This window comes from Streptomyces palmae (assembly GCF_004684805.1).
Taxonomy (GTDB): Bacteria; Actinomycetota; Actinomycetes; order Streptomycetales; family Streptomycetaceae; genus Streptomyces; species Streptomyces palmae.
In genome coordinates this window covers 1-19,932 of sequence record NZ_SRID01000091.1, presented here as the reverse complement: position 1 = coordinate 19,932, position 19,932 = coordinate 1, and the positions used below count along the sequence as shown (strand labels likewise).

The following is a 19,932-nucleotide window of genomic DNA, read 5'->3' as shown; positions in this document are numbered from 1 at the left end:
CCGCCGCCCCGCCCGCCGTACCCGTCCCGCGGCGTCCAGGTAGTGACCACCCGCCAACTCCGCGCCCTGGGGATCGCTCCCCACGCGGCGGCTGCCGGCGCCCCCGCCGGCAGCCGCTACCCGGAGCTGCTGCCGGGCATCCGCCTGCTGCATCCCGGTCCGGCCACCGCCGAGGAGAGGCTGTACGCCGCACTCCTCTACACCGCGAGCCGGGCCGCGACCCCGGGCCCGGCGATGATCACCGGTCTCGCCGCGCTGGCCCTGCACCACTTCACCGCCACTCCCCCGCTCACCGCGCTGGAGCACGTCGAGGTGCTGGTGCCGCGCTCCCGCCGGCTGTGCTCCACCGGCTTCCTCCGGGTGGTCCGCGGCCCCTGCCTGCCCATCCCCGAGGAGATCGGCGGCATCCCCACCGCCCCGGTGCCGCGGGCCCTGGCGGACGCGGTCGCCGAGGTCCCGGACACCCCGACCGTGCTGCGGCTGCTGACCGAGGCGGTGCGCGGCGCGCACTGCGAGGCGGCGGACATCCTCCGGGAGCTGGGCCGGTGCGGGCTCACGGACCGGCCGCAGGTGGCCGACGCGATGGATGCGGTGCTGGCCCAGGGCCGGGCGATGGCCGAGGGCCGGCTGTACGCCATGGTGCGCGGCCACCGCCTGCCCGAGCCGCTGTGGAACGTCGCGCTGCGCCTGCCCGGCGGCACGCCGCTGATCGAGGTGGACGCGTACTGGCCGGAGCAGGCGGTGGCCCTGGACCTGGACACCACGCGGGAGCGGCCCGCCATCGCCGGACCCGACGCCCGCGCCGCGCACCGGCGGTCGGAGCTGGAGCGGCTGGGCATCTGCCTGCTGAGGGTCTCCCCGGACCGGCTGCGGACCGCCCCGGCGGACCAGGCCGCGGTGGTGCGGACCGCGCTGATCGCCGCCGCGGAACGCGAACCGACGGGGTACGTGGTGGTACGCCCCCGCTGACGGGCGCGGCGCCGCCCCGACGAGCACTGGGCGCCGTACCCCGAAGGGCGCGGGGAACCGCGCGACCAGCCTCCACCGGCCCGCAGCCGAAACCCACCGCCCGCGGCGCGCTCACCGCTTGCGGAGCAACAACTCCGTGTTGCGGTCGTCCGGCTGCCCGGCCAACGTTCCGCGCGAGCCGGCCGCGTTGAAGGCCAGCTCGCGGTAGAGCGAGGCCAGCCCGGTCCGCGAGAGGTCGGTGAGGTCCGTGCGGTGCGGGGCGGCGGACTCCACCAGGGTGGTCAGCAGCGAGAGCGTCCCGTCGTGGTTGTCCACCACCTCGATGACCCGGACCAGTTGCGGGAAGTCGATGTGCGAGGCGGTCGTGATCTCCCAGAAGGTGCCGTGCGGGGTGATCCGGTTCCGGTGGCTGTGGCCGTTGATCCAGGCCAGCACCTGGGGGTTGCGCCGGAAGAGGTCGACCAGTTCGGCACCGCCGTGCCGGGCCTCCCCCGGGCGCGCCGGGTCCGGGTTGGGGTTGGTCATACTGGACGCGCAGTGGTGGCTGAAGACCAGGATGTGCTGGTCCCGGTGTGCCTTCAGGGTCCGTTCCAGCCAGCGGAGTTGGGCGGTGCCCAGGGAGCCGGTGTAGTGGCCGCCGGGATCGGTGGTGTCCAGGCTGATGCCCAGGGTTTCCGAGGAGATCCGGAAGGAGTAGTAGAGGGTGCCCTGCTCCAGGTTCCGCCGGGTGTAACCGTGGCCGACCGGTCCGGGGCCGGTGTGCTTCGGGTCGAGGTGGGCGGCGAGGTACTCGCGCAGGGTGAAGGGGGCGCGCCGCTCGTCGGCGGTGACGGTGCGGGCCTCCCGGGCATGCGCCCGCAGCAGCTCCCTGATCCGCGCGCCCCGGGGGTCGGCGCCCTCGCGTTCCCCCCGGTAGATCCGTTCGGCCTCGGCGGCCGGGATGATCTGGAGCTTCCGGGTGCCGGTGGCCAGTTCGGTCAGATAGCCGTGGTCGAAGGCGTAGACGCCACCGGACAGCCCGTCGTGGTTGCCGACGGTGGAGTACCAGGGCAGGTGCAGGCCGGGGCTGGTGAGGGTGCGCAGCGCGGCCTCGAGGTAGCCGTCGATACGGGGGAAGCCGGCCTGCTTGTCGGCGTCCCGCAGGGCGGTGCCGGGGTGCCAGAAGTCCTTCAGCCCGCTGTCCTGGACGCCCTCGTAGTCGCGGGGGTCGCCGGAGTTGGGGGTGATCCGGCCGCCGCTCAGCGCGGTGAGGTACCAGTCCAGCTCCAGCCGGGAGTTGTTGTCGGTGTTGTCGCCGGTGGTCATGGCGAAGGTGAGCGGGGCGCCGGTGACCGGGCCGCCGCGCAGCCGGTTGATCCGCTCCACCAGGGAGACCACCCCGGCCACCGTCAGCGCCTCGTGCGGGCGCCAGGCGCCGGGGCGCCCGGCGCGCAGGAACTCGTAGCGCACCGGGTGCTGCACATCGGTCAGATGGAGATCGGTGAGCTGGACGAAGGAGGCGAGCGCGGTACGCCGCCCGGCCCGGCCGCTTTGGGCGGCGGCCTGCTCGGTACGGACCACCCGGGCCCAGCCGGGGCCGTCGCCCAGCCGCCGGAAGTCCCCGCTGCCACGGGGGGTGGCCACCGAGCGGAGGGTGGTGCCCGCCGAGGAAGGACCGGCGGGGGCGGCGGTCACCCGCCGCCCAGACGGCCCCGGGGCAGCGGCGGCGGTGTGGCCGGAGGGGCGCATCGGGGCGCCGAGTCCGGCGACGGCCCCGACGGCGCCCGCCGCGGCCAGCAGGGCACGGCGGTCGAGAGCGTGTGCGGCGGATCCTGTACGGGACATGCGCGATCTCCCCGAGTGCGAACACGGTGCGGACCGGAAGCGGAACCGTCTGTCACCGGGATCGTTGGCATCGGGGGTTGCCCTCGCGTGAACGCGACGGCAACGGAGGCCGCCGAGTTGCGCACAGGGATCATCACGGGGGCGCGTCGGCCATGCGGGGGCGCGCCGGCCGCGGGCCGCCGGCGGGTGCAGGCGCGGGTGGGCCGCGGGCGGGACGGCCAGGCGACCCACCGCGGGCGGGCCCGGGCCACCACGGGGGTGGCCCTTCGGGCATGCGGCGGGTCGCGGCCGGCCGCGGGTGGAACGACTGCGGCCCACCGCGGGCGGACCGGGGCCGCCACGGGTCGCTTCGGCCTGCGGAAGCGCGCGGGCCGCAGGTGAGACGGCCGGTCGGCCCGCTGCGGGCCGACCGGGGCCGCTCTCCTGACGCCACCCGCCGGAATAGCCCAACGACCGGTCCGGGGCAGGCCGGACCGGCCGTTGGAGGCGCCTCCCCCGCGGGCGCCCGGCCGGTGGACGCGCCGCCCCCCACGGCTGCCCACCGGACTCCCCCGGCGTCACGCCGCGGTCGGAAGCGGCGGGTTGGCCGGGGAGTACTCGGGGGCGGACCAGCGCAGCGGGCTGGCCGCCGGGGTGTGGACCACCTCGTCCAGCTCGAAGTGCATGGTGCGCCCGGCCTCGCCGAACTCGGTGCGGGCGGTACCCGTGAGCTGGAGGGTGTCGCCGGTGGTCCAGTCGGTGAAGAGCAGCCCGGCGCGTGGCTCGGTCATCAGGTTGCCCAGGGTCAGGAACATGGCGTTCCCCGGGTAGTCGGGCCAGCTGAGCCGGGTGGGCGAGGCCACCGTGACGAAGCCGGGCTGCCCGCCGCGGTGGCTGGCGTCGGCCGGGCCCGAGGTGGCGCCCGGCGGCACGGCCCCGGGCCGGGAGTCCACGGTGGCGATGAAGAAGGTGTCCGCGGTCTCGATCACCCGGACCTGCGCCGCGCCCAGCGCCGCCGACCGGTGCGCCGGCCCGGGCGCCCGGGCCTCCTCGAACGCCTCCAAGGACCGCTTCTGGAGGTACTTGGGGCAGTTGGAGAAGACCTGGCGCGCGTCCACCGCGAGCCCCCGAGCGGTGGGCCGGGCCGCCCCGTTCAACCGCATGCGGCGGCGGGTTCGGGGATCGAGGGCGATGGTGCCGACGTTGGTGCCGGGCTCGCCCAGCACCTCGGCCAGCGGGTCGCCCTCGGACACCCCACCGCTGATGGCGATGGAGTGCGGCCCGGTGGCGGTGGTGAACCCGGGCCGCCCGGTCAGCAGCGAACACCACACCCGGCCGTCGTGGTCCGCGGCGCCGAGCACCAGCATCGGCTGGAGCCCGAGGAACGCCGCGGCCACCTCCTTGATCCCGCTGCCGATGGCCCGACCCGCGTGGTCGGCCCGGGCCAGCACCCCGGCCCGGCGCTGCACCTCACGCTCACCGGGATGGTACGGACTGGTGGTCACGGTTTCTTCCTCTCGTGGGCGGGATCGGTCCTGGTCGGGATGGTGGCGACGGGGATCAAGGACCTCTTCGAATGAGGGTGGTGGTGGGCGACAAGGATCAAGGACCTCTTCGAATGAGGGTGGTGGTGGGCGACGGGTGGGCTAGAAGAAACCGCAGGTCGGCGCGGCCTCCGCCGGGGCGGGAGCGCCCTCGACGCCGGTGGGGGCGTAGATCTCCAGCCGGGTGCCGTCCGGGTCGGTGAAGAAGATCCCGCCGGAGGCCGCGCCCTCGCGGTGGGCCACCACGCCGTCGTAGGCGAACTCGGCGCCCAGCTCGCGCAGTCGGTCCTCGGCGGCGCGCACCTCTTCGAGGGTGTCCACCTCGAAGGAGAGGTGGTGCAGCCCGGCCCGGGTGCCGTCGAAACCGCCGGTGGCCTGCTGCCACAGGGTGAGCACCAGTTTCCCGTCGCGGCCCAGGAAGGCGTAGCGGCGGTCCTCCTCGACGCCCTTGCCGATCACCTCGAAGCCGAAGACCGGGGTGTAGAAGCCGATGGCGCGGTCCAGGTCGGTGACATTGAGCCCGACGTGTCCGGTACGCAGCGCGGCAATAGTCATGACATTCCCCTCCGTTGGGCGCCCGGGCCATCCCCGGACTAACCTCTGAATGCGAGGTTAGGGGTTAGTTGCGACGAGAGTCAACTGGCCTCGTACGATTGAGGGGTTAGGAAGGTCGGCGATCCGCAGCGCCGGCCGTACGAGCCCTCCTCCGGACTCCGTCCGGAGGCACCAGTCGAAGGACCCGCGATGCCCTCAGCCGACCCGCGTCCGCTCGTCGGCGAGCCGGTCTCGCTCGACCTGATGAACACCCGGTGGAACTCCCATGGCCAGCCCCAGGACCTGCTGACCGGCACCGAGGGCATGGACATCTGGCTGCGGAGCAACGACGAGCGGCTGGCCGGCGTCATCGGGAGGCCGGTCGGCACCCCGGCCGATCCGCGCGCCATGATGGACGCCCTGCTGACCGCACGCGACGCGCTGGCCGCGGCGGTCCGCGAGCCGGGCAACCCGGAGGCGGTGCGACAGGTGGACGCGGTGCTCGCCCACGGCCGGATCCGGGCCGCGCTCACCCCCGAGGGGCCCACCGAGAGCGCGGAGTTCGAGGATCCGGCGTGGGCCCCGGCCTGGGCCGCCGCCTACGACTACCTGCGCCTGCTGCGCACCGCCCCGGACCGGATCCGCGCCTGCGCGCACCCGCGGTGCGTGGTGCACTTCTTCGACACCTCGCGAAACGGCACCCGCCGCTGGTGCTCCATGGCCGGCTGCGGCAACCGCGCCAAGGCCTCCCGCCATTACGCACGCGCCCGCGACGAGCGGGCCTGAGGCCGAGGGCGCGCCACCGCCTCCATCATTCCCGCACCCGAGGCGGACGAGGACCGTCGAGCAGTTCCGCCACACCCGACGCCCGCCGCGCACGAGGGCCCGCCGCCACCCACCCACCCGGCGTGGACGCGAACCCGCCACCACTCCCGTCACTCCCGCACCCGACGCGGCGGAAATAAACCTCCGCCGCCTCGCGCACCCCCCGGCGACTTGACCGCGTTGCGGGCTCTTTGTCCCTGATGGCGTATGGCGGGTATACGCCAACCCCGCATTCAGGCTTGGGCGACTCTCCCCAAAAACCGGTCACTTACACAAAAGTGAACGGACCGATGGCACCGTATTCCGAACAAGGATGCCTATGTCCTCTTCACTTGAAAGACCCCTGCGCGGCGTGGGACGTGCCGCCCGGATAGCGATAGGCGCGGGCCTGGTGGCCGCCCTCGCGGCCGCCGGCCCCGCCCCCGCCCTCGCGTCGACGCAGGACGACGCGCCCGCGCCCAACGTCCCCGCCAAGAGCGCCTCCGACAAGCTCGGCGCCCCCGACGCCGATCTGCTCGCGCAGGCCAAGGCGGACGGCGACAAGAACATCACCATGATGATCGCCACCGCCCCCGGAGCCACCGAGCAGGTCGCCGCCCAGCTCGACTCGGTCAAGGGCGCCGCGGTGGGTCGTACCTACGACAAGCTCGGCTACGTCCGGGCCACCGTGCCGACCGGCAAGGCCGAGGCCGCGATCGCCAAGGCCGAGAAGCTCTCCTCGGTGCACGGCATCGACCTCCGCCAGGAGATCAAGCTTCCGGACCCGACGCCGCGCGCGGACCGCGCCCCCGGCGCCGAGACCGTGCGGACCGCCGAGAGCTACCCGGCGCCCGGCGAGGACACCCCGGCGAAGAACCCGTACCAGCCGGCCTTCGAGACCGGCGCGGTGGACTTCGTCGCCAAGCACCCCAAGGCCGACGGCCGCGGTGTCACCATCGGCATCCTGGACTCGGGTGTGGACCTGGGCCACCCGGCGCTGCAGAAGACCACCACCGGCGAGCGCAAGATCGTCGACTGGGTGACCGCGACCGACCCGATCGTGGACAACGACGCCACCTGGCGCCCGATGGTCAACTCCGTCCAGGGCCCCAGCTTCACCTACAACGACCGCACCTACACCGCTCCGGCGGGCTCCTACAGCGTCAGCCTGTTCCGGGAGTCCACCACCGCGAACGGCGACATGAAGGGCGACCTGAACCGGGACGGTGACACCACCGACTCCTGGGCCGTCCTCTACGACGCCGCCAAGGGCACCGTCCGCGTGGACCTCGACAACGACGGGGACTTCACCAACGACGAGGCCATGAAGCCGTACAAGGACGGCTTCCAGATCGGCTACTTCGGCAAGGACGACCCGAAGACCCCGGTCGCCGAGCGGATCCCGTTCACGGTGGAGATCCGCAAGGACGTCCCCATGGACCCGTACGGCGGCGACTGGGTCGGCAAGAAGGCCGACTTCGTCAACATCGGTGTGATCGAGTCCGAGCACGGCACCCATGTCGCGGGCATCACCGCGGCCAAGGGGCTGTTCGGCGGCAAGATGAACGGCGCGGCGCCCGGCGCCAAGCTGGTCTCCTCGCGCGCCTGCACCTGGAGCGGCGGCTGCACCAACATCGCGCTCACCGAGGGCATGATCGACCTGGTGGTCAACCGCCACGTCGACATCGTCAACATGTCGATCGGCGGCCTGCCGGCGCTGAACGACGGCAACAACGCCCGGTCGGAGCTGTACACCCGGCTCATCGACACCTACGGCGTGCAGCTGGTCATCTCGGCCGGCAACGAGGGCCCCGGCGCCAACACCATCGGCGACCCCGGTCTGGCCGACAAGGTGCTGAGCGTGGGCGCGACCATCTCCAAGGAGACCTGGGCCGCCAACTACGGCTCCAAGGTCACCACCGACTACTCGGTGATGCCCTTCTCCTCCCGCGGTCCGCGTGAGGACGGCGGCTTCGCCCCGGTGATCTCCGCCCCCGGCGCCTCCATCAACACCACCCAGACCTGGCTGCCCGGCGGCCCGGTCAAGGAGGCCGGTTACGAGCTGCCGGCCGGCTACAGCATGCTGCAGGGCACATCGATGGCCTCCCCGCAGGCCGCCGGCGCCTCCGCGCTGCTGCTGTCCGCCGCCGAGCAGGACCGGGTGGAGCTGACCCCGGCGACCCTGCGCACCGCGCTGACCAGCACCGCCAAGCACATCAAGGGTGCCCGCGCGAACGAGGAGGGTGCCGGTCTGATGGACGTCGTCGGCGCCTGGAAGGCCATCAAGGCCGGTGCCTCGGCGCATGAGTACACGGTCAAGGCGCCGGTGAAGACCGCGCTCTCGGACTACCTGGAGACCCCGGGCTTCGGCACCGGCGTCTACGACCGCGAGGGCGGCCTGAAGGTCAAGCAGTCGCGGGCCTACGAGGTCACCATCACCCGCACCACCGGCCCCGACCGCGCGGTCCGCCACAACCTGTCGCTGCGCGACAGCGACGGCACCTTCGCGCTGTCCACCAAGTCGGTCTCGCTGCCCCTGGGCAAGCCGGTCACCGTCAAGCTGACCGCCAAGGCCCGCACGGCCGGCCTGCACAGCGTGATCGTGAACGTGGACGACCCGCGCACGGTGGGCGTGGACAAGCAGATCCTCAACACCGTGGTGGTCGCCAAGCCGCTGGCCAAGCCGGACTACTCGGTCCGCGAGTCCGGCATCGTGCAGCGCAACGGCACCCACTCGTACTTCGTGACCGTGCCCGAGGGCGCCAAGGCTCTCCAGGTCCAGATGAGCGGCCTGGCCGCCAACAGCCAGACCCGGTGGATCGCCATCGACCCGTACGGCGTGCCGGTCGAGGACTCCTCGACCACCAAGTGCTACCCGAACTACGACAACCCGGCCAACACCTGCCGCCCCGACCTGCGCTCGTACGCCGAGCCGCTGCCGGGCGTGTGGGAGTTCGAGGTCGAGTCGCGCCGTACCTCGCCGCTGCTCCAGAACCCGTACACGCTGACCGCCACCGCGCTGGGCACCACCTTCGACCCGGAGGTGCAGACCGTGCCCGAGGCGAAGATCGGCACCCCGGTGCCGGTCGAGTGGAAGGTCGGCAACGGCTTCGCCGGCATCCAGCGCGGCTCCCTGCGGGGCGGCGAGCTGGGCTCGGCCAAGACCGAGCGCCCGACGATCAAGGAGGGTGAGTCCCAGACCAGCACCATCACGGTCGGCGAGGGCGTCTCCCGGCTCGACGTGGCGATCGGCAAGGTCTCCGACACCAAGTCCGACCTGGACCTGTCGGTCCTGCTGAACGGCAAGGTCGTGGCCTCCTCGGCGGACGGCGACTCGGAGGAGTCGGTGAGCATCGCCAACCCGCAGCCCGGTACCTACACCGTCGAGGTGGACGGCTACTCGGTCCCGTCGGGCTCCACCGAGTACGACTACCGGGACGTGTACTACGCCCCCTCGCTCGGCAAGATCTCCGTGGACGAGGGCACCCCGGTCGACCTGGCCAACGGCGCCACCGCCACCGTCTCGGCCCAGGTCGAGGCGGCCGGCGCGGCTCCCGAGGGCCGCTCCTTCTTCGGCGAGGTGCAGCTGCTCAACGCGCAGGGCACGGTCACCGGCACCGGCAGCGTGAAGATCGAGAAGGTCACCCAGTAACCGCCAGGCGGTAAGCGGTGACAGGGGCGGGCGTCCACCGGGCGCCCGCCCTTCCGCTTGCCCCGGCGCTTCCGCTTGCCCCGGCGCTTCCGCTTGCCGGGCACTTCCGCTTGCCGGGCAGTCGGGCGGCGGACGGCACGGGGTGCCGGCCCCGTACACCCGCCCGTACCGCCGGGTGCCGCCGAGCGGGCCGTCCGGGGGCGTCCGGCTCCTGTGAGGTACGTCCCACCTCGGAGTCGGCTGAGACGTGCGCCACCGCGCCCTGGCACCGAGTGCCCGACAATGGAGTGGACAAAGCCTCCCGATGCCTACGCATCATGGGGCGTGGCAGCCCTTCCGCTGGGAAGGCGGCCGGGAAGACAGCCGGACACGTAGGGAGACACCGTGAGGGTAGGAATCGTCGGAGCCACCGGTCAGGTCGGCACGGTCATGCGCAAGATCCTCGCCGAGCGGAACTTCCCGGTCAGCGAGCTGCGACTGTTCGCCTCCGCGCGCTCGGCGGGCTCCACCCTGGACTGGCAGGGCACCGCGATCACCGTGGAGGACGCGGCCGCGGCCGACTACACCGGCCTGGACATCGTGCTCTTCTCGGCCGGTGGTGCCACCTCCAAGGCGCTCGCCGAGAAGGTCGCCGGCCAGGGCGCCGTGGTGATCGACAACTCCTCGGCCTGGCGGCGCGACCCGCAGGTGCCGCTGGTGGTCTCGGAGGTCAACCCGCACGCGATCAAGGACCGCCCCAAGGGCATCATCGCCAACCCGAACTGCACCACCATGGCCGCCATGCCGGTGCTCAAGCCGCTGCACCGGGAGGCGGAGCTGACCGCGATGGTCGCCACCACCTACCAGGCGGTGTCCGGCTCCGGGCTGGCGGGCGTCTCCGAGCTGCACACCCAGGCCTGCAAGGTCGCGGAGGCCGCGGACCAGCTGACCTTCGACGGCGAGGCCGTGGACTTCCCCGAGCCGGACATCTACAAGCGCCCCATCGCCTTCAACGTGCTGCCGATGGCGGGCAGCATCGTGGAGGACGACTCCTTCGAGACCGACGAGGAGCAGAAGCTCCGCAACGAGTCCCGCAAGATCCTGGAGATCCCGGAGCTGAAGGTCTCCGGCACCTGTGTGCGGGTCCCCGTCTTCTCCGGCCACTCCCTCCAGGTCAACGCGCGCTTCGCCCGCCCGATCAGTGTGGCCCGCGCCTATGAGCTGCTGGCCCAGGCGCCGGGTGTGGAGCTCTCGGACATCCCCACCCCGCTCCAGGCCGCCGGCCGGGACGTCTCGTACGTGGGCCGCATCCGCGAGGACGAGACCGTGGAGAACGGGCTGGCGCTGTTCCTCTCCGGCGACAACCTCCGCAAGGGCGCGGCGCTCAACGCGGTCCAGCTCGCCGAGCTGGTCGCGGCCGAACTCCAGGGCTGACCCCCGGTCGGGGTCGGACAGCGGGCCATACCGCGGGGCGGCGCTCCGGCATCCGCCGGGGCGCCGCCCCGTTTCCCGTACGCCCCCGGGGAGGGGCACCGGCTCAGCGCTGGGTGTACGCGGGAAGGCGTACGTCGTCCTTGGGCTGGGCGGGGGGTTCGGCGGCCGGGGGCCGGCTGCTGACGAACCTGAACACCAGGAGCGCGGCGAGCAGGGTCACCGCCGCCCCGTACCAGGCCGCGTGCTGGAGGGCGTGGGCGACCGCCCGTCCGCCGATGTGCCGGGCGGCGTCCGGAGTGAGCGTGCCGGCCTTCCGCAGCCCGGTGACCTCGTCCTCGGCCTGGTTGATCTGGATGCTCATCAGCGTGCCCATGATCGCCACGCCCATGGCGTTGCCGACCTGGCGGAGCATGGTGCCCACGCTGGAGGCGACGCCCACCTGGTTCTGCGGGGCGGTGGAGACGGTCAGCTCCGAGACGATCGGCATGGCGACACCGGTGGCGAGGCCGCACACCAGCATGCCGGGCAGCAGCCGTACCCAGGAGCCCGCGTCTCCGTCCGGGTCGATCAGGGTGAACAGAGCGATGCCCACGGCCATCAGGGCGAGCGTGGCGCCCAGGGCGACGCGCGGGCCGGACTTGGCGACCAGGCGTCCGCCCAGCGGGGCGCCGACGATGAGCATCAGGGTCAGCGGCAGCAGCCGGACGCCGGTCGCCTGGGCGGAGAGGTGCAGCCCGTTCTGGAGGTAGATCGACAGATAGAAGATGATCGAGAACATGCCGGCGCCCAGCAGGAACCCGGCGACCGCGCTGCCCCCGAAGGAGGGGCGGCGGAACCACGACAGGTCCATGATGGGGCTCGCCGAGCGCGCCTCGACCACCAGGAAGGCGACCAGCATCACCACGGCCGCGGCGAGGAGCCCGAGCACGCGGCCGGAGGTCCAGCCCCAGCCATGGCCGTTGACCAGGGCCAGGTTCAGGCAGAACAGCGCGATGCTGATGCTGAGCAGGCCCAGCACGTCCATCGGGGGCCGCGGTTCGTTCTCCGGCCGCCGCTTGTCCTCGACCGCCATCAGCGTCGCGGCGATGACGACGGCGCCGATCGGCAGGTTCACCAGGAAGATCGACTCCCAGCCGATGTGCTGGACGAGGAAGCCGCCGATGAGCGGGCCGAGGGCGGTGGCCAGCCCGCCGACCGCGCCCCACAGCATGATTCCGCGGGCGCGCAGGGGGCCGTCGAAGTTGGTGTAGATGATGGCCAGGGTCAGCGGGATGACCACCGCGCCGCCGATGCCCTGGACCACCCGCCCGGCGTGGAGGACGGTGATGTCCCCGGCCAGGCCGCAGATCAGGGAACCGGCCAGGAAGGTCACCACGCCCAGGACGTAGATCCGGCGGTGGCCGTGGATGTCGCCGAGTCTGCCGGCCGTGACGATGAAGACCCCCAGCGCCAGCAGGTAGGCGTTGGCGATCCACTCCAGGTCGGTGAAGGAGGTGTCCAGGTCGTCACGGATGGTGGGCAGGGCGACGTTGACCACGGTGACGTCGAGCAACGTGATGAACAGGCCCGCCAGGGCGGCCAGCATGGTCAGACCGGGCCGTCCCTTGGTGGGGGCGGCGGCGTCGGAAGCGGCGTGAGGTGGCATTGCGGTGCCTTACGACGAGGGCGTGTCCGGATCGGTGCGGAGGGGGGTCAGGCGGCTGCTCTTCCCATCCCGAGCAGGGCCTGGTGCGGCATGAACAGGTGCTCGCGGAGGTGGGCCGCGGTGAGCTGGGCGATCTCCTCGGCCTGCTCGACCTGGCAGAAGTGGTCGTACTCCGGCAGCAGTTCGACCCGGCCGTCGACCAGCGCCCCGGCCAGCTCGCGGATGCCCGTGGGGGTGCTGGTCTCGTCCGTGACACCGCCGATGATCAGAGTGGGGCTGATGATCCGGTCGGTGCGGATGCCGGGGGCGTGGGAGAAGAGCCGGAAGAGGTTGGCGAAGCCGGTCGGCCCGACCCGCTCCAGCAGCCGGTCCACCATCCGCTCGAAGATCTCCGGATCGATCCGCTTGTCGCCGCTGCGGACCCGCAGCCCGGCGGAGAGGATCTCCCGGAAGTTGGCCACCCCTTCGTGGAAGAGGTCCCAGGTGATGGCCGACGGCTCGGACCGGTAGAAGGGCGAGGTGAGCACGGCCGCCTTGATCAGCGGGGCATTCGGCTTCGCCAGGAACTCCAGGGTGGCGTTCGAGCCGAAGGAGTGCCCCACGATCGCGTCGGGGACGATCGGGAGGTTGCGGACGACCTCCCCCATCCACTCGGACGGCGGAAGGGTCTCGGACCAGCCGTAGTCGTTGTGTGCCCGCCAGGGGAAGTCGACCAGCAGCAATCGGAATTCGGGCATCAGGAGCCGGGCCATCGGGAGCCATACCTGCCATCCCTCTTCCAGGCCGTGCGCCATGAGGAGTACCGGGGCGTCCGAGTGCGGGGGGTGGTGCATGACCTCGACGTGGTAGCCGTCGATGGTCCGGCGGAGCAGCGGGCTCCACTCTGCTTCGAATTCGGGCGTTGCGAAGGGCACCCCGGTTCTCCTCTCTCGGTCAGGGCCCTCGAGCCCCGACCGGCCGTTGGTCAAGCGGTGCGGGCCAGGGGGACGCCTCGGACGGGGAATCGTGGTCAGGATCCGCGTCGAGGGCAGCGTGGGTCTGGCAGGGGCGCTCACGCGCCCAGCCGGCCGAGCGGGGGGCCGCGGGATTCCGAGGCGCATGCCGAGCGGCGGAAGGCCGGACGCTCCGATCTCCATCAGCGCGCGCCGGGCCGCCACGAAGGGTGCGGCGATCGCGCGCTGCTTCGTCATCGGTAAATGTCCGGGCCTGCCACTGGTCACCGGTGTACTCCCTTATCGCGGGATATCGGATTCCGGTTCGTCCACGGCAAGCGAAACACAGCCGCAACCCCTTGTGCGTGGAGACTGCATGTTCCTGTTGCCGCAACCGCAATGGACGGAAAACGGTGGCAGTTTGGGGCCACGTTGGGATGTCATGCCCGAATTGCGGGGGCACCTCGCGGTGGGCGACCGGCGAAAGGGGACCTCTGGACTGTTCCGCGGGGGCACCTCGCGGTGGGAGTTCTGGGCCGTGCCGTGCACCTCGCGGTGGGCGACCGGCGTGTTGGGGCACCTCGCGGGGGGAGTTCTGGACCTCGCCGCAGGGGCGCGCATCCGGCTGCCCGTCCCACCGGTGTGGCGGGATGGGCGAGGTGTCGCTGGTCAGCGACTACGGTCGCTGGGGCCGCGCTGGATGGAGTTGCGGCGTTCCAGGGCGAAGTCCGGTACGGGCCTGCCGTCCGGCTGACCGTGCGGGGCCCCGGGCTCCGGTGCGTGCGGCAACCGGGCCCGGGGCTCGTGCCGCTACGGCAGGTCGCCGTCGCCGCCCAGGTTGGCGACCATGCGGCGGAGGACGTTGATCGTGGTCACGAAGTCATCGGTGTCGACGCCCTCGTGAACCTGCTCGTGGACCCGCAGGTTGCGTTCCCGGGCCCGGAGGCGTCCGGCCACTCCCTCCTCGGTCAGCACCATGCCGCCCTCGGCGTTCTCGGTCATCCAACCGCGCTCCACCAGGTCGTCGAAGACGCTGTCGAAGTCGGTCTCCATGTCGTCGTACGGGGTCAGTCGCTCGATCAGCGTCGCCCGGGTCCAGGTGCCCGGGGCCCCGGCCGCGTGATTGAGCGTCCACCAATGGGGCTGGGTGAGGCCTTCCACCGCCAACTGCTCGCGGATCGCCCCCACCACGCGGCGGTATGCCAAGCCGCTCCACGCACCGATGGGTTGAGCCGCCAGCTCTTCCCGCGAATACTCCTTGATCGCCATGATCGCGCTCCCTGCGTCGGGTGGTCACCAGGACGTCGCGACCGTAGAACTTGAAGCGAAGTTCAAGTCAAGCCGCCGCTGTCGGGGCGCGGGACGGCGATGGGCGGCAAAAAGAAAAGGGAAAGGAGGTCACCGACTCCTTTCCACTCTCAACGTATAGCGCACTGGGGGCCTTGCGGCAAGGCCCTACCTGTACCGCAGAATCACCCGCCGAGGCCGGAATCTACGGAAGCGGGTATCGCGGAATGCGTGTGCTGTTGTCGACGTATGGATCGCGCGGGGACGTCGAGCCGATGGTGGCTCTCGCGGTGCAGCTGCGGAAGCTCGGCGCTCAGGTGCGGGTGTGCGCGCCGCCGGACAAGGAGTTCGCCGATCAACTGGCCGGTGTCGACGTACCGATGGTGCCGATCGGTCCGGCGATGGGCACCATGGCGCCTCCGTCCTCGCCCAAGGACGCCTCCCGGCGGGTGACCGAGCTGGCCGAGTTCTTCCACGGCATCGCCGCCGCGGCCGAGGGGTGCGACGCGCTGCTGGCGACCGGGTTGGCGCACTTCCCCTCGCGGTCGGTGGCCGAGAAGCTGGGCATCCCCTATGTGTACGCCACCTTCTGCGGGTTTCTGCTGCCCTCCGCGCACCAGGCCCCGCCGCCGCTGCTGCTGCCGGGCCAGACGCCTCCGCCGGAGGGGGCGGACAACCGGGTGCTGTGGGAGCTGAACGCCCAGACCTTCAACACGCTGCACGGTGAGGCGCTCAACGCCCACCGGGCCTCGGTCGGTCTGCCGCCCGTGGACGACGTACGGAACTTCATCTTCACCGACCAGCCGTGGCTGGCGGTGGACCCGACCCTGGGCCCGTGGCCGGAGGACTCGGAGCTCGATGTCGTCCACACCGGTGCGTGGATCCTGCCGGACGAGCGCCCGCTGCCCGAGGATCTGGTGGAGTTCCTGGATGCCGGTGCGCCTCCGGTCTACGTCGGTTTCGGCAGCATGCGCCGGGTGGCGCAGGACACCGCCGCGGTGGCCATCGAGGCGATCCGCGCCCAGGGCCGCCGGGTGCTCCTCGGTCGCGGCTGGTCGGACCTGGCGCTCATCGACGAGCGAGACGACTGCTTCGCCATCGGCGAGGTCAACCAGCAGGCGCTGTTCGGCCGAGTGGCCGCCGTACTGCACCACGGCGGTGCGGGCACGACGACGACGGCGGCCCGGGCCGGTGCGCCCCAGGTGATCGTCCCGCAGGCGGCGGACCAGCCGTACTGGGCGGGCCGGGTGGCCGACCTGGGCATCGGTGCGGCGCACGACGGTCCGACGCCGACCGTCGAGTCCCTGTCGGCCGCGCTCCAGGTGGCCCTGAGCCCCGAGACCCGCGCCCGCGCGACCGAGGTGGCCGGCATGGTGCGTACCGATGGCGCGGAGGTGGCCGCCAAGCTCCTGCTCGACACCCGATTCGGGGAACGGCAGGGACGCTAGTCGCGATCACGGCATCGAGCCCGCGATCGCCCGCCGTAGGGCCCGGCATGGCACCGGGCTGGGCACCTGCCGGCGGGTGATCGAGCGAATTCCTGCGTGGGCGTGGCTGGATGGTTTCCGACGCCTGCGCATCCAATGGGAACGCAGGGCTGACAGGCGTGAAGCCTTCCTGGAACTTGCCTGCCGCCTCAGCCTTGTGGGGTGCCGGGGTCCTCGGGGCGAGCGCGGAGGAGGGGCGAGTGGGACGGGTCCCCACAGCTGCCGCGCCCATCCCAGGTCAATCCTCCAGCATCGCCGCTCCGTACCCCACCGGCGCCGACAGGAGCAGGAAGAGCCAGTCGCGGCCCTGGGCCTCGGTTTTGAACAGGTGCGCCACCTCGCCGGTGTCGTTGGTGAAGACGTGCCAGGCGTCGCTGAAGTCACCTCCGTACGGAGCGACGGCGATCAGACAGAGGCCGAGGAGCGTGCCCAGGTAGGTGCCGAGCGGGGTGGCCAAGGCGCAGGTGACGGCGACCGACTCGCTGTGGTCGCTGTAGTTTCCGGCGATGAAGCCGGTGACCGCGGCCATCACCAGGCCGCCCCACGTCATCAGCTCTCCCTGGTCCTTGATGACATAGGCCCAGACCAAGGACAGGCCGACCGTCATGCCAAGCGCGATCAGGATGCCGGTGCCCTCGTCGTCGTCGCTCGACTCGCTCATCCCGTCCGTCCCCCTTTGAGATGCGGCGGCCTCTGCAACCAGGGGTGCGCCCGCCGCCACGCACCACCATAGACAAGGACCCGGGCTTGAGCGGTTCCCCGGAAGAACAAGGGCTCCAGCAGCCGCGCTGCCGGTCTCCCCAAGGAGCGGAACACCGCCGAGCGGCTGATCGACAACCGGCCTGCCGGCTCGGTCACGGCCCGGTCGTGGAGTGCTGCCCGGTCCAGCCCGTGGCAGCCACGACCTCACCCGCGATGTCCACGACCGCCCTCCCATCCGTCACCACCCGCACGGTCTCCGCGGGGACGCGCTGGTCCAGGAGCCGCGCCTTGCGCGCACTGCCTTCCAGCTCCCGCTCCAATTCCGAGCCGAGCTCCCGGCGCGTCAGCCGCTCCCGAGCGGTGGCGTCGGAGGCGGTGAGAAGGACCCGTACGATCCGGACCCCCGTCCCCATGGCCCGCTGGAACATGCCCGTCTCCTCGGGCAGCACACTGACGGTGTTCGTATAGACCAGACGGCGGTAGCCGCGCCGGGCGAAGTTGGCCCACACCGCGGCGAGGTTGGTCTCGGTGATCTCCGAACGGTGCGGATCCCCCTCCGGGGCTGGATGCACCTGCCCCATGAAGTCACCATCGATGACCGCGTGAGGGACCGCCGCGGCCCGCAGCAACGCCGAAACCTCCCACCCCACCGTCGTCTTGCCGACTCCGGCCCGCCCGCCGATCAGTAGCACTTCCGCGTGACCCATGGGGGCAGCGTGCCAGCCCGCGTCCGTCGTACGCGATCCGATATCGAGCGACCCCATGGCCACGGGCACGACCGGCTGCGGGCGGCCCGGGCATTGGGGCTGCGATCGCGGGGGACACGCTCTAGCCGGCAGGCGTTCCCGCCGAGGCGTCCTCCATTGTCTTGCGCAGCAGGTTGAGGGTGGAGGCCAGTTGCTCCAGCGAGTCGGCCGTCAGCGGCTCGGCGAGCCAGTGGCGCAGTCCGTCCTCGAACGTGGGCGTGGCGGCCGCCAGCAGCCTGCCGCCCTCGGGGGTCAGTTCCAGCAGGGACGAGCGGCGGTTGCTGGGGTTGGGTCGCCGGACCACCCAGCCGGCGGCCTCCAAGCGGTCCACGGCCTTGCTGGTCGCCCCGACGGTGATGGCGGCCTCCTCGGCCAGGTCGTTGACCCGGCAGCCGTCCCGGCTGTCGATGATGCGCAGGAACTCGAACTGTCCCATCGTCAGGCCGTGCTCGGCGCGCAGTCGTTCGCCTGCCGCGTTGTAGAGCCTGGTCTCGTAGCGGACGAGGTCCATGAACACCTGCGTGAGGTCGGTCACATCGAGCTCCAGATTCATGGGAATTACATTCCTAGGAATATAGTTCCTGGTGAAGAACAGCACTTCACCAGGAGGATGGCATGAGCAAGGCACAGCGCGCGACAGTCGACGCCCTGATGCGGCAGGCCCCGTTCGACGGCAGCCTCCCGCCGGAGCAGCTGCGCAAGGACTTCGAGGCGCAGATGGCCTCGGGCCCGGCCCCCACCGGGGTGACCGTCACCCCCTCCGTCCTGGGTGGGCGTCCCGCCCTGACCGTCGAGCCCGAGGGCAGCCCGGCCACCGGGACGATCGTCTACTTCCACGGCGGATGCTGGACCTTCGGCTCACCCGCGGCGGTCCTGCGACTCACCGCCGCACTGGTGCGCCGCACCGGTGTCCGTGCCATCTCGGTCGACTACCGGCTCGCCCCCGAACACCCCTTCCCCGCTGCCGTCGACGATGGCCTCGCCGCCTACCGCGACCTGCTGGACCAGGGCGTCCCGGCCGAGCGGATCGTGCTGGCCGGGGAGTCGGCCGGCGGCGGCCTGAGCATCACCACCCTGCTCACCGCCCGCGACGCCGGACTGCCGATGCCGGCCGCGGCGGTCGCCTTCTCCCCCGGCCTGGACCTCACCTGCTCGGGCGAGAGCATGACCACCAAGCAGGACGCCGACCCGCTCTTCACCCGCGCGGAGCTGGCCACCGTCTTCACCCACTACCTCGCCGGGCAGGATCCCCACCAGCCGCTGCTGAGCCCGGCGCTCCACGCCGACCCGACCGGGCTGCCCCCGCTGCTGCTCCAGGCCGGCTCCAACGAGGTCCTGCTGGACGACTCCACCCGGTTCGCCGTCCGGGCGGCCGCGGCCGGGGTCGACGTCCAACTCGACATCACCGCCGACGTCCCCCATGTCTTCCAGACCTTCGAGGGCATGCTGGACGAGGCCGACGCGGCCCTGGACCGTGCCGCCCGCTTCATCACCACCGCCCTGGCCCGCGCCTGAACCGTGCCTCGCACCCGCGGGCCGGTGGCGACGGCTCACAGCCCGCCCCGACCTCGCCCGCTACCGACTCCCGTTCCCGACCGCCGCGCGTGCCGGCCGGTCAGCGGCGGATCAGGCCGAGGGAGGTGGCGGTGGCGACCGCGGCGGTGCGGGAGTCGACGCCGAGCTTGGCGTAGATGCGGGCCAGGTGGGACTTGACGGTTCCCTCGGTGAGGTGGAGGCGATGGCCGATCGCCTGGTTGGACAGGCCGTCGGCGACCAGGGCGAGGACCTCGGTCTCCCGCCGGGTCAGGGCCGTACCCGGGGCGCGCAGCCGGTTCATCAGCCGGTCGGCGACGGTCGGGGCGAGGGTGGTGCGGCCGGCGGCGGCCGTGCGCACGGCGGCGGCCAGGTCTTCGGGAGGGGCGTCCTTGAGGAGGTAGCCGGTGGCGCCGGCCTCGATGGCGGGCAGGGTGTCGGCGTCCGAGTCGTACGTGGTGACGATCAGCACGCGCGGGGCGCCCGGTCGGGCGGTGATCCGGGCGGTGGCTTCGGCGCCACCCATCCCCTTGCCGAACCGCAGGTCCATCAGGACGACGTCGATGTCCCCCTCGGCCGCGCGGGCGACGGCGTCCTCGGCGGTGGCCGCCTCGGCCACGACGACGAGGCCGGGTTCGGTCTCGAGTACGGCACGCAGTCCGGCGCGTACGACGGGGTGGTCGTCGGCCAGCAGCAGGCGGATGGCGGCATCGGTCACGGGTGGGCCTCGGGCTCGGTCTCGGGACGGGGAGTCAGGGGGAGCTGGGCGGCCAGGGCGGTGCCGCGGCCGGGGGCGGATTCGATCGCCAGGGTGCCGCCGAGGGCGTGCATACGGGCGCGCATGGCGGCCAGCCCGAAGCCGCCGTGTTCGGGGTCGGGGG

16 protein-coding genes and 2 pseudogenes are annotated in these 19,932 nt (G+C 72.1%); 7 read left to right on the top strand and 11 right to left on the bottom strand.

The features are described from left to right. On the top strand, positions 1-969 hold a 969-nt coding region (locus E4099_RS12615), incomplete at its 5' end, for a hypothetical protein (RefSeq protein ID WP_135339106.1). A 111-nt stretch (positions 970-1,080) separates the two neighbouring features. Here the strand turns inward: E4099_RS12615 and E4099_RS12610 are convergent. The 3 genes from E4099_RS12610 to E4099_RS12600 form a co-directional block, all read right to left on the bottom strand. Then, the gene (locus E4099_RS12610; protein WP_135339105.1) at positions 1,081-2,793 is read right to left on the bottom strand and encodes a TIGR03767 family metallophosphoesterase; all 1,713 of its coding nucleotides are present in this window, start codon (positions 2,791-2,793) and stop codon (positions 1,081-1,083) included. A gap of 557 nt (positions 2,794-3,350) precedes the next feature. Beyond that, the gene (locus E4099_RS12605) at positions 3,351-4,277 is read right to left on the bottom strand and encodes a pyridoxamine 5'-phosphate oxidase family protein (RefSeq protein WP_135339104.1); all 927 of its coding nucleotides are present in this window, start codon (positions 4,275-4,277) and stop codon (positions 3,351-3,353) included. 141 nt (positions 4,278-4,418) lie between these two features. Continuing rightward, on the bottom strand, positions 4,419-4,871 hold the full coding sequence (locus E4099_RS12600) for a VOC family protein (protein ID WP_135339103.1): 453 nt from the start codon (positions 4,869-4,871) through the stop codon (positions 4,419-4,421). A gap of 189 nt (positions 4,872-5,060) precedes the next feature. On the opposite strand from E4099_RS12600, the gene E4099_RS12595 reads away from it, so the two are divergent. From E4099_RS12595 to E4099_RS12585, 3 genes are all read left to right on the top strand, one after another. Beyond that, on the top strand, positions 5,061-5,636 hold the full coding sequence (locus tag E4099_RS12595; RefSeq protein WP_135339102.1) for a CGNR zinc finger domain-containing protein: 576 nt from the start codon (positions 5,061-5,063) through the stop codon (positions 5,634-5,636). Between the two features lie 358 nt (positions 5,637-5,994). Further along, positions 5,995-9,306, top strand: a complete 3,312-nt coding sequence (locus E4099_RS12590; RefSeq protein ID WP_135339101.1) for a S8 family serine peptidase — start codon at positions 5,995-5,997, stop codon at positions 9,304-9,306. Between the two features lie 384 nt (positions 9,307-9,690). Next, a complete protein-coding gene (locus E4099_RS12585; RefSeq protein WP_135339100.1) occupies positions 9,691-10,719 on the top strand; it encodes an aspartate-semialdehyde dehydrogenase in 1,029 nt (342 codons plus the stop codon). 103 nt (positions 10,720-10,822) lie between these two features. Here E4099_RS12585 and E4099_RS12580 read toward each other — a convergent pair whose 3' ends face one another. The 3 genes from E4099_RS12580 to E4099_RS12570 form a co-directional block, all read right to left on the bottom strand. Continuing rightward, positions 10,823-12,364 carry an MFS transporter gene (locus tag E4099_RS12580; RefSeq protein WP_135339099.1) on the bottom strand — a complete coding sequence of 514 codons (1,542 nt, stop codon included), beginning with the start codon at positions 12,362-12,364 and terminating at the stop codon, positions 10,823-10,825. Positions 12,365-12,411: 47 nt separating this feature from the next. Beyond that, a complete protein-coding gene (locus tag E4099_RS12575) occupies positions 12,412-13,278 on the bottom strand; it encodes an alpha/beta fold hydrolase (RefSeq protein WP_135339098.1) in 867 nt (288 codons plus the stop codon). 828 nt (positions 13,279-14,106) lie between these two features. Further along, positions 14,107-14,565 carry a MarR family transcriptional regulator gene (locus E4099_RS12570; protein WP_135339097.1) on the bottom strand — a complete coding sequence of 153 codons (459 nt, stop codon included), beginning with the start codon at positions 14,563-14,565 and terminating at the stop codon, positions 14,107-14,109. Positions 14,566-14,810: 245 nt separating this feature from the next. Between E4099_RS12570 and E4099_RS12565 the strand changes: the two genes are divergently transcribed. Together E4099_RS12565 and E4099_RS34155 are read left to right on the top strand one after the other, a co-directional pair. Continuing rightward, a complete protein-coding gene (locus tag E4099_RS12565) occupies positions 14,811-16,031 on the top strand; it encodes a glycosyltransferase (protein ID WP_135339096.1) in 1,221 nt (406 codons plus the stop codon). Next, a pseudogene (locus E4099_RS34155) lies at positions 16,006-16,221 on the top strand (IS5/IS1182 family transposase); the annotation flags it as partial. The gene E4099_RS12565 and the pseudogene E4099_RS34155, both read left to right, overlap by 26 nt. Before the next feature lie 87 nt (positions 16,222-16,308). Here the strand turns inward: E4099_RS34155 and E4099_RS12560 are convergent. The 3 genes from E4099_RS12560 to E4099_RS12550 form a co-directional block, all read right to left on the bottom strand. Beyond that, positions 16,309-16,731 (bottom strand): hypothetical protein, encoded by a 423-nt coding sequence (locus E4099_RS12560; RefSeq protein WP_135339095.1) that lies wholly within the window; start codon positions 16,729-16,731, stop codon positions 16,309-16,311. A gap of 193 nt (positions 16,732-16,924) precedes the next feature. Beyond that, a complete protein-coding gene (locus tag E4099_RS12555; protein WP_209446603.1) occupies positions 16,925-17,479 on the bottom strand; it encodes an AAA family ATPase in 555 nt (184 codons plus the stop codon). Positions 17,480-17,600: 121 nt separating this feature from the next. Continuing rightward, a complete protein-coding gene (locus E4099_RS12550; RefSeq protein ID WP_209446602.1) occupies positions 17,601-18,071 on the bottom strand; it encodes a MarR family winged helix-turn-helix transcriptional regulator in 471 nt (156 codons plus the stop codon). Positions 18,072-18,133: 62 nt separating this feature from the next. Here E4099_RS12550 and E4099_RS12545 point away from each other — a divergent pair, with 62 nt between their 5' ends. Then, entirely contained in the window at positions 18,134-19,033 is a 900-nt protein-coding gene (locus E4099_RS12545) for an alpha/beta hydrolase (protein WP_135339094.1), read from the top strand. A gap of 100 nt (positions 19,034-19,133) precedes the next feature. Here E4099_RS12545 and E4099_RS12540 read toward each other — a convergent pair whose 3' ends face one another. Further along, entirely contained in the window at positions 19,134-19,769 is a 636-nt protein-coding gene (locus E4099_RS12540; protein ID WP_135339093.1) for a response regulator, read from the bottom strand. Continuing rightward, positions 19,766-19,932 (bottom strand): annotated as a pseudogene (locus tag E4099_RS34150) (sensor histidine kinase); the annotation flags it as partial. The gene E4099_RS12540 and the pseudogene E4099_RS34150, both read right to left, overlap by 4 nt.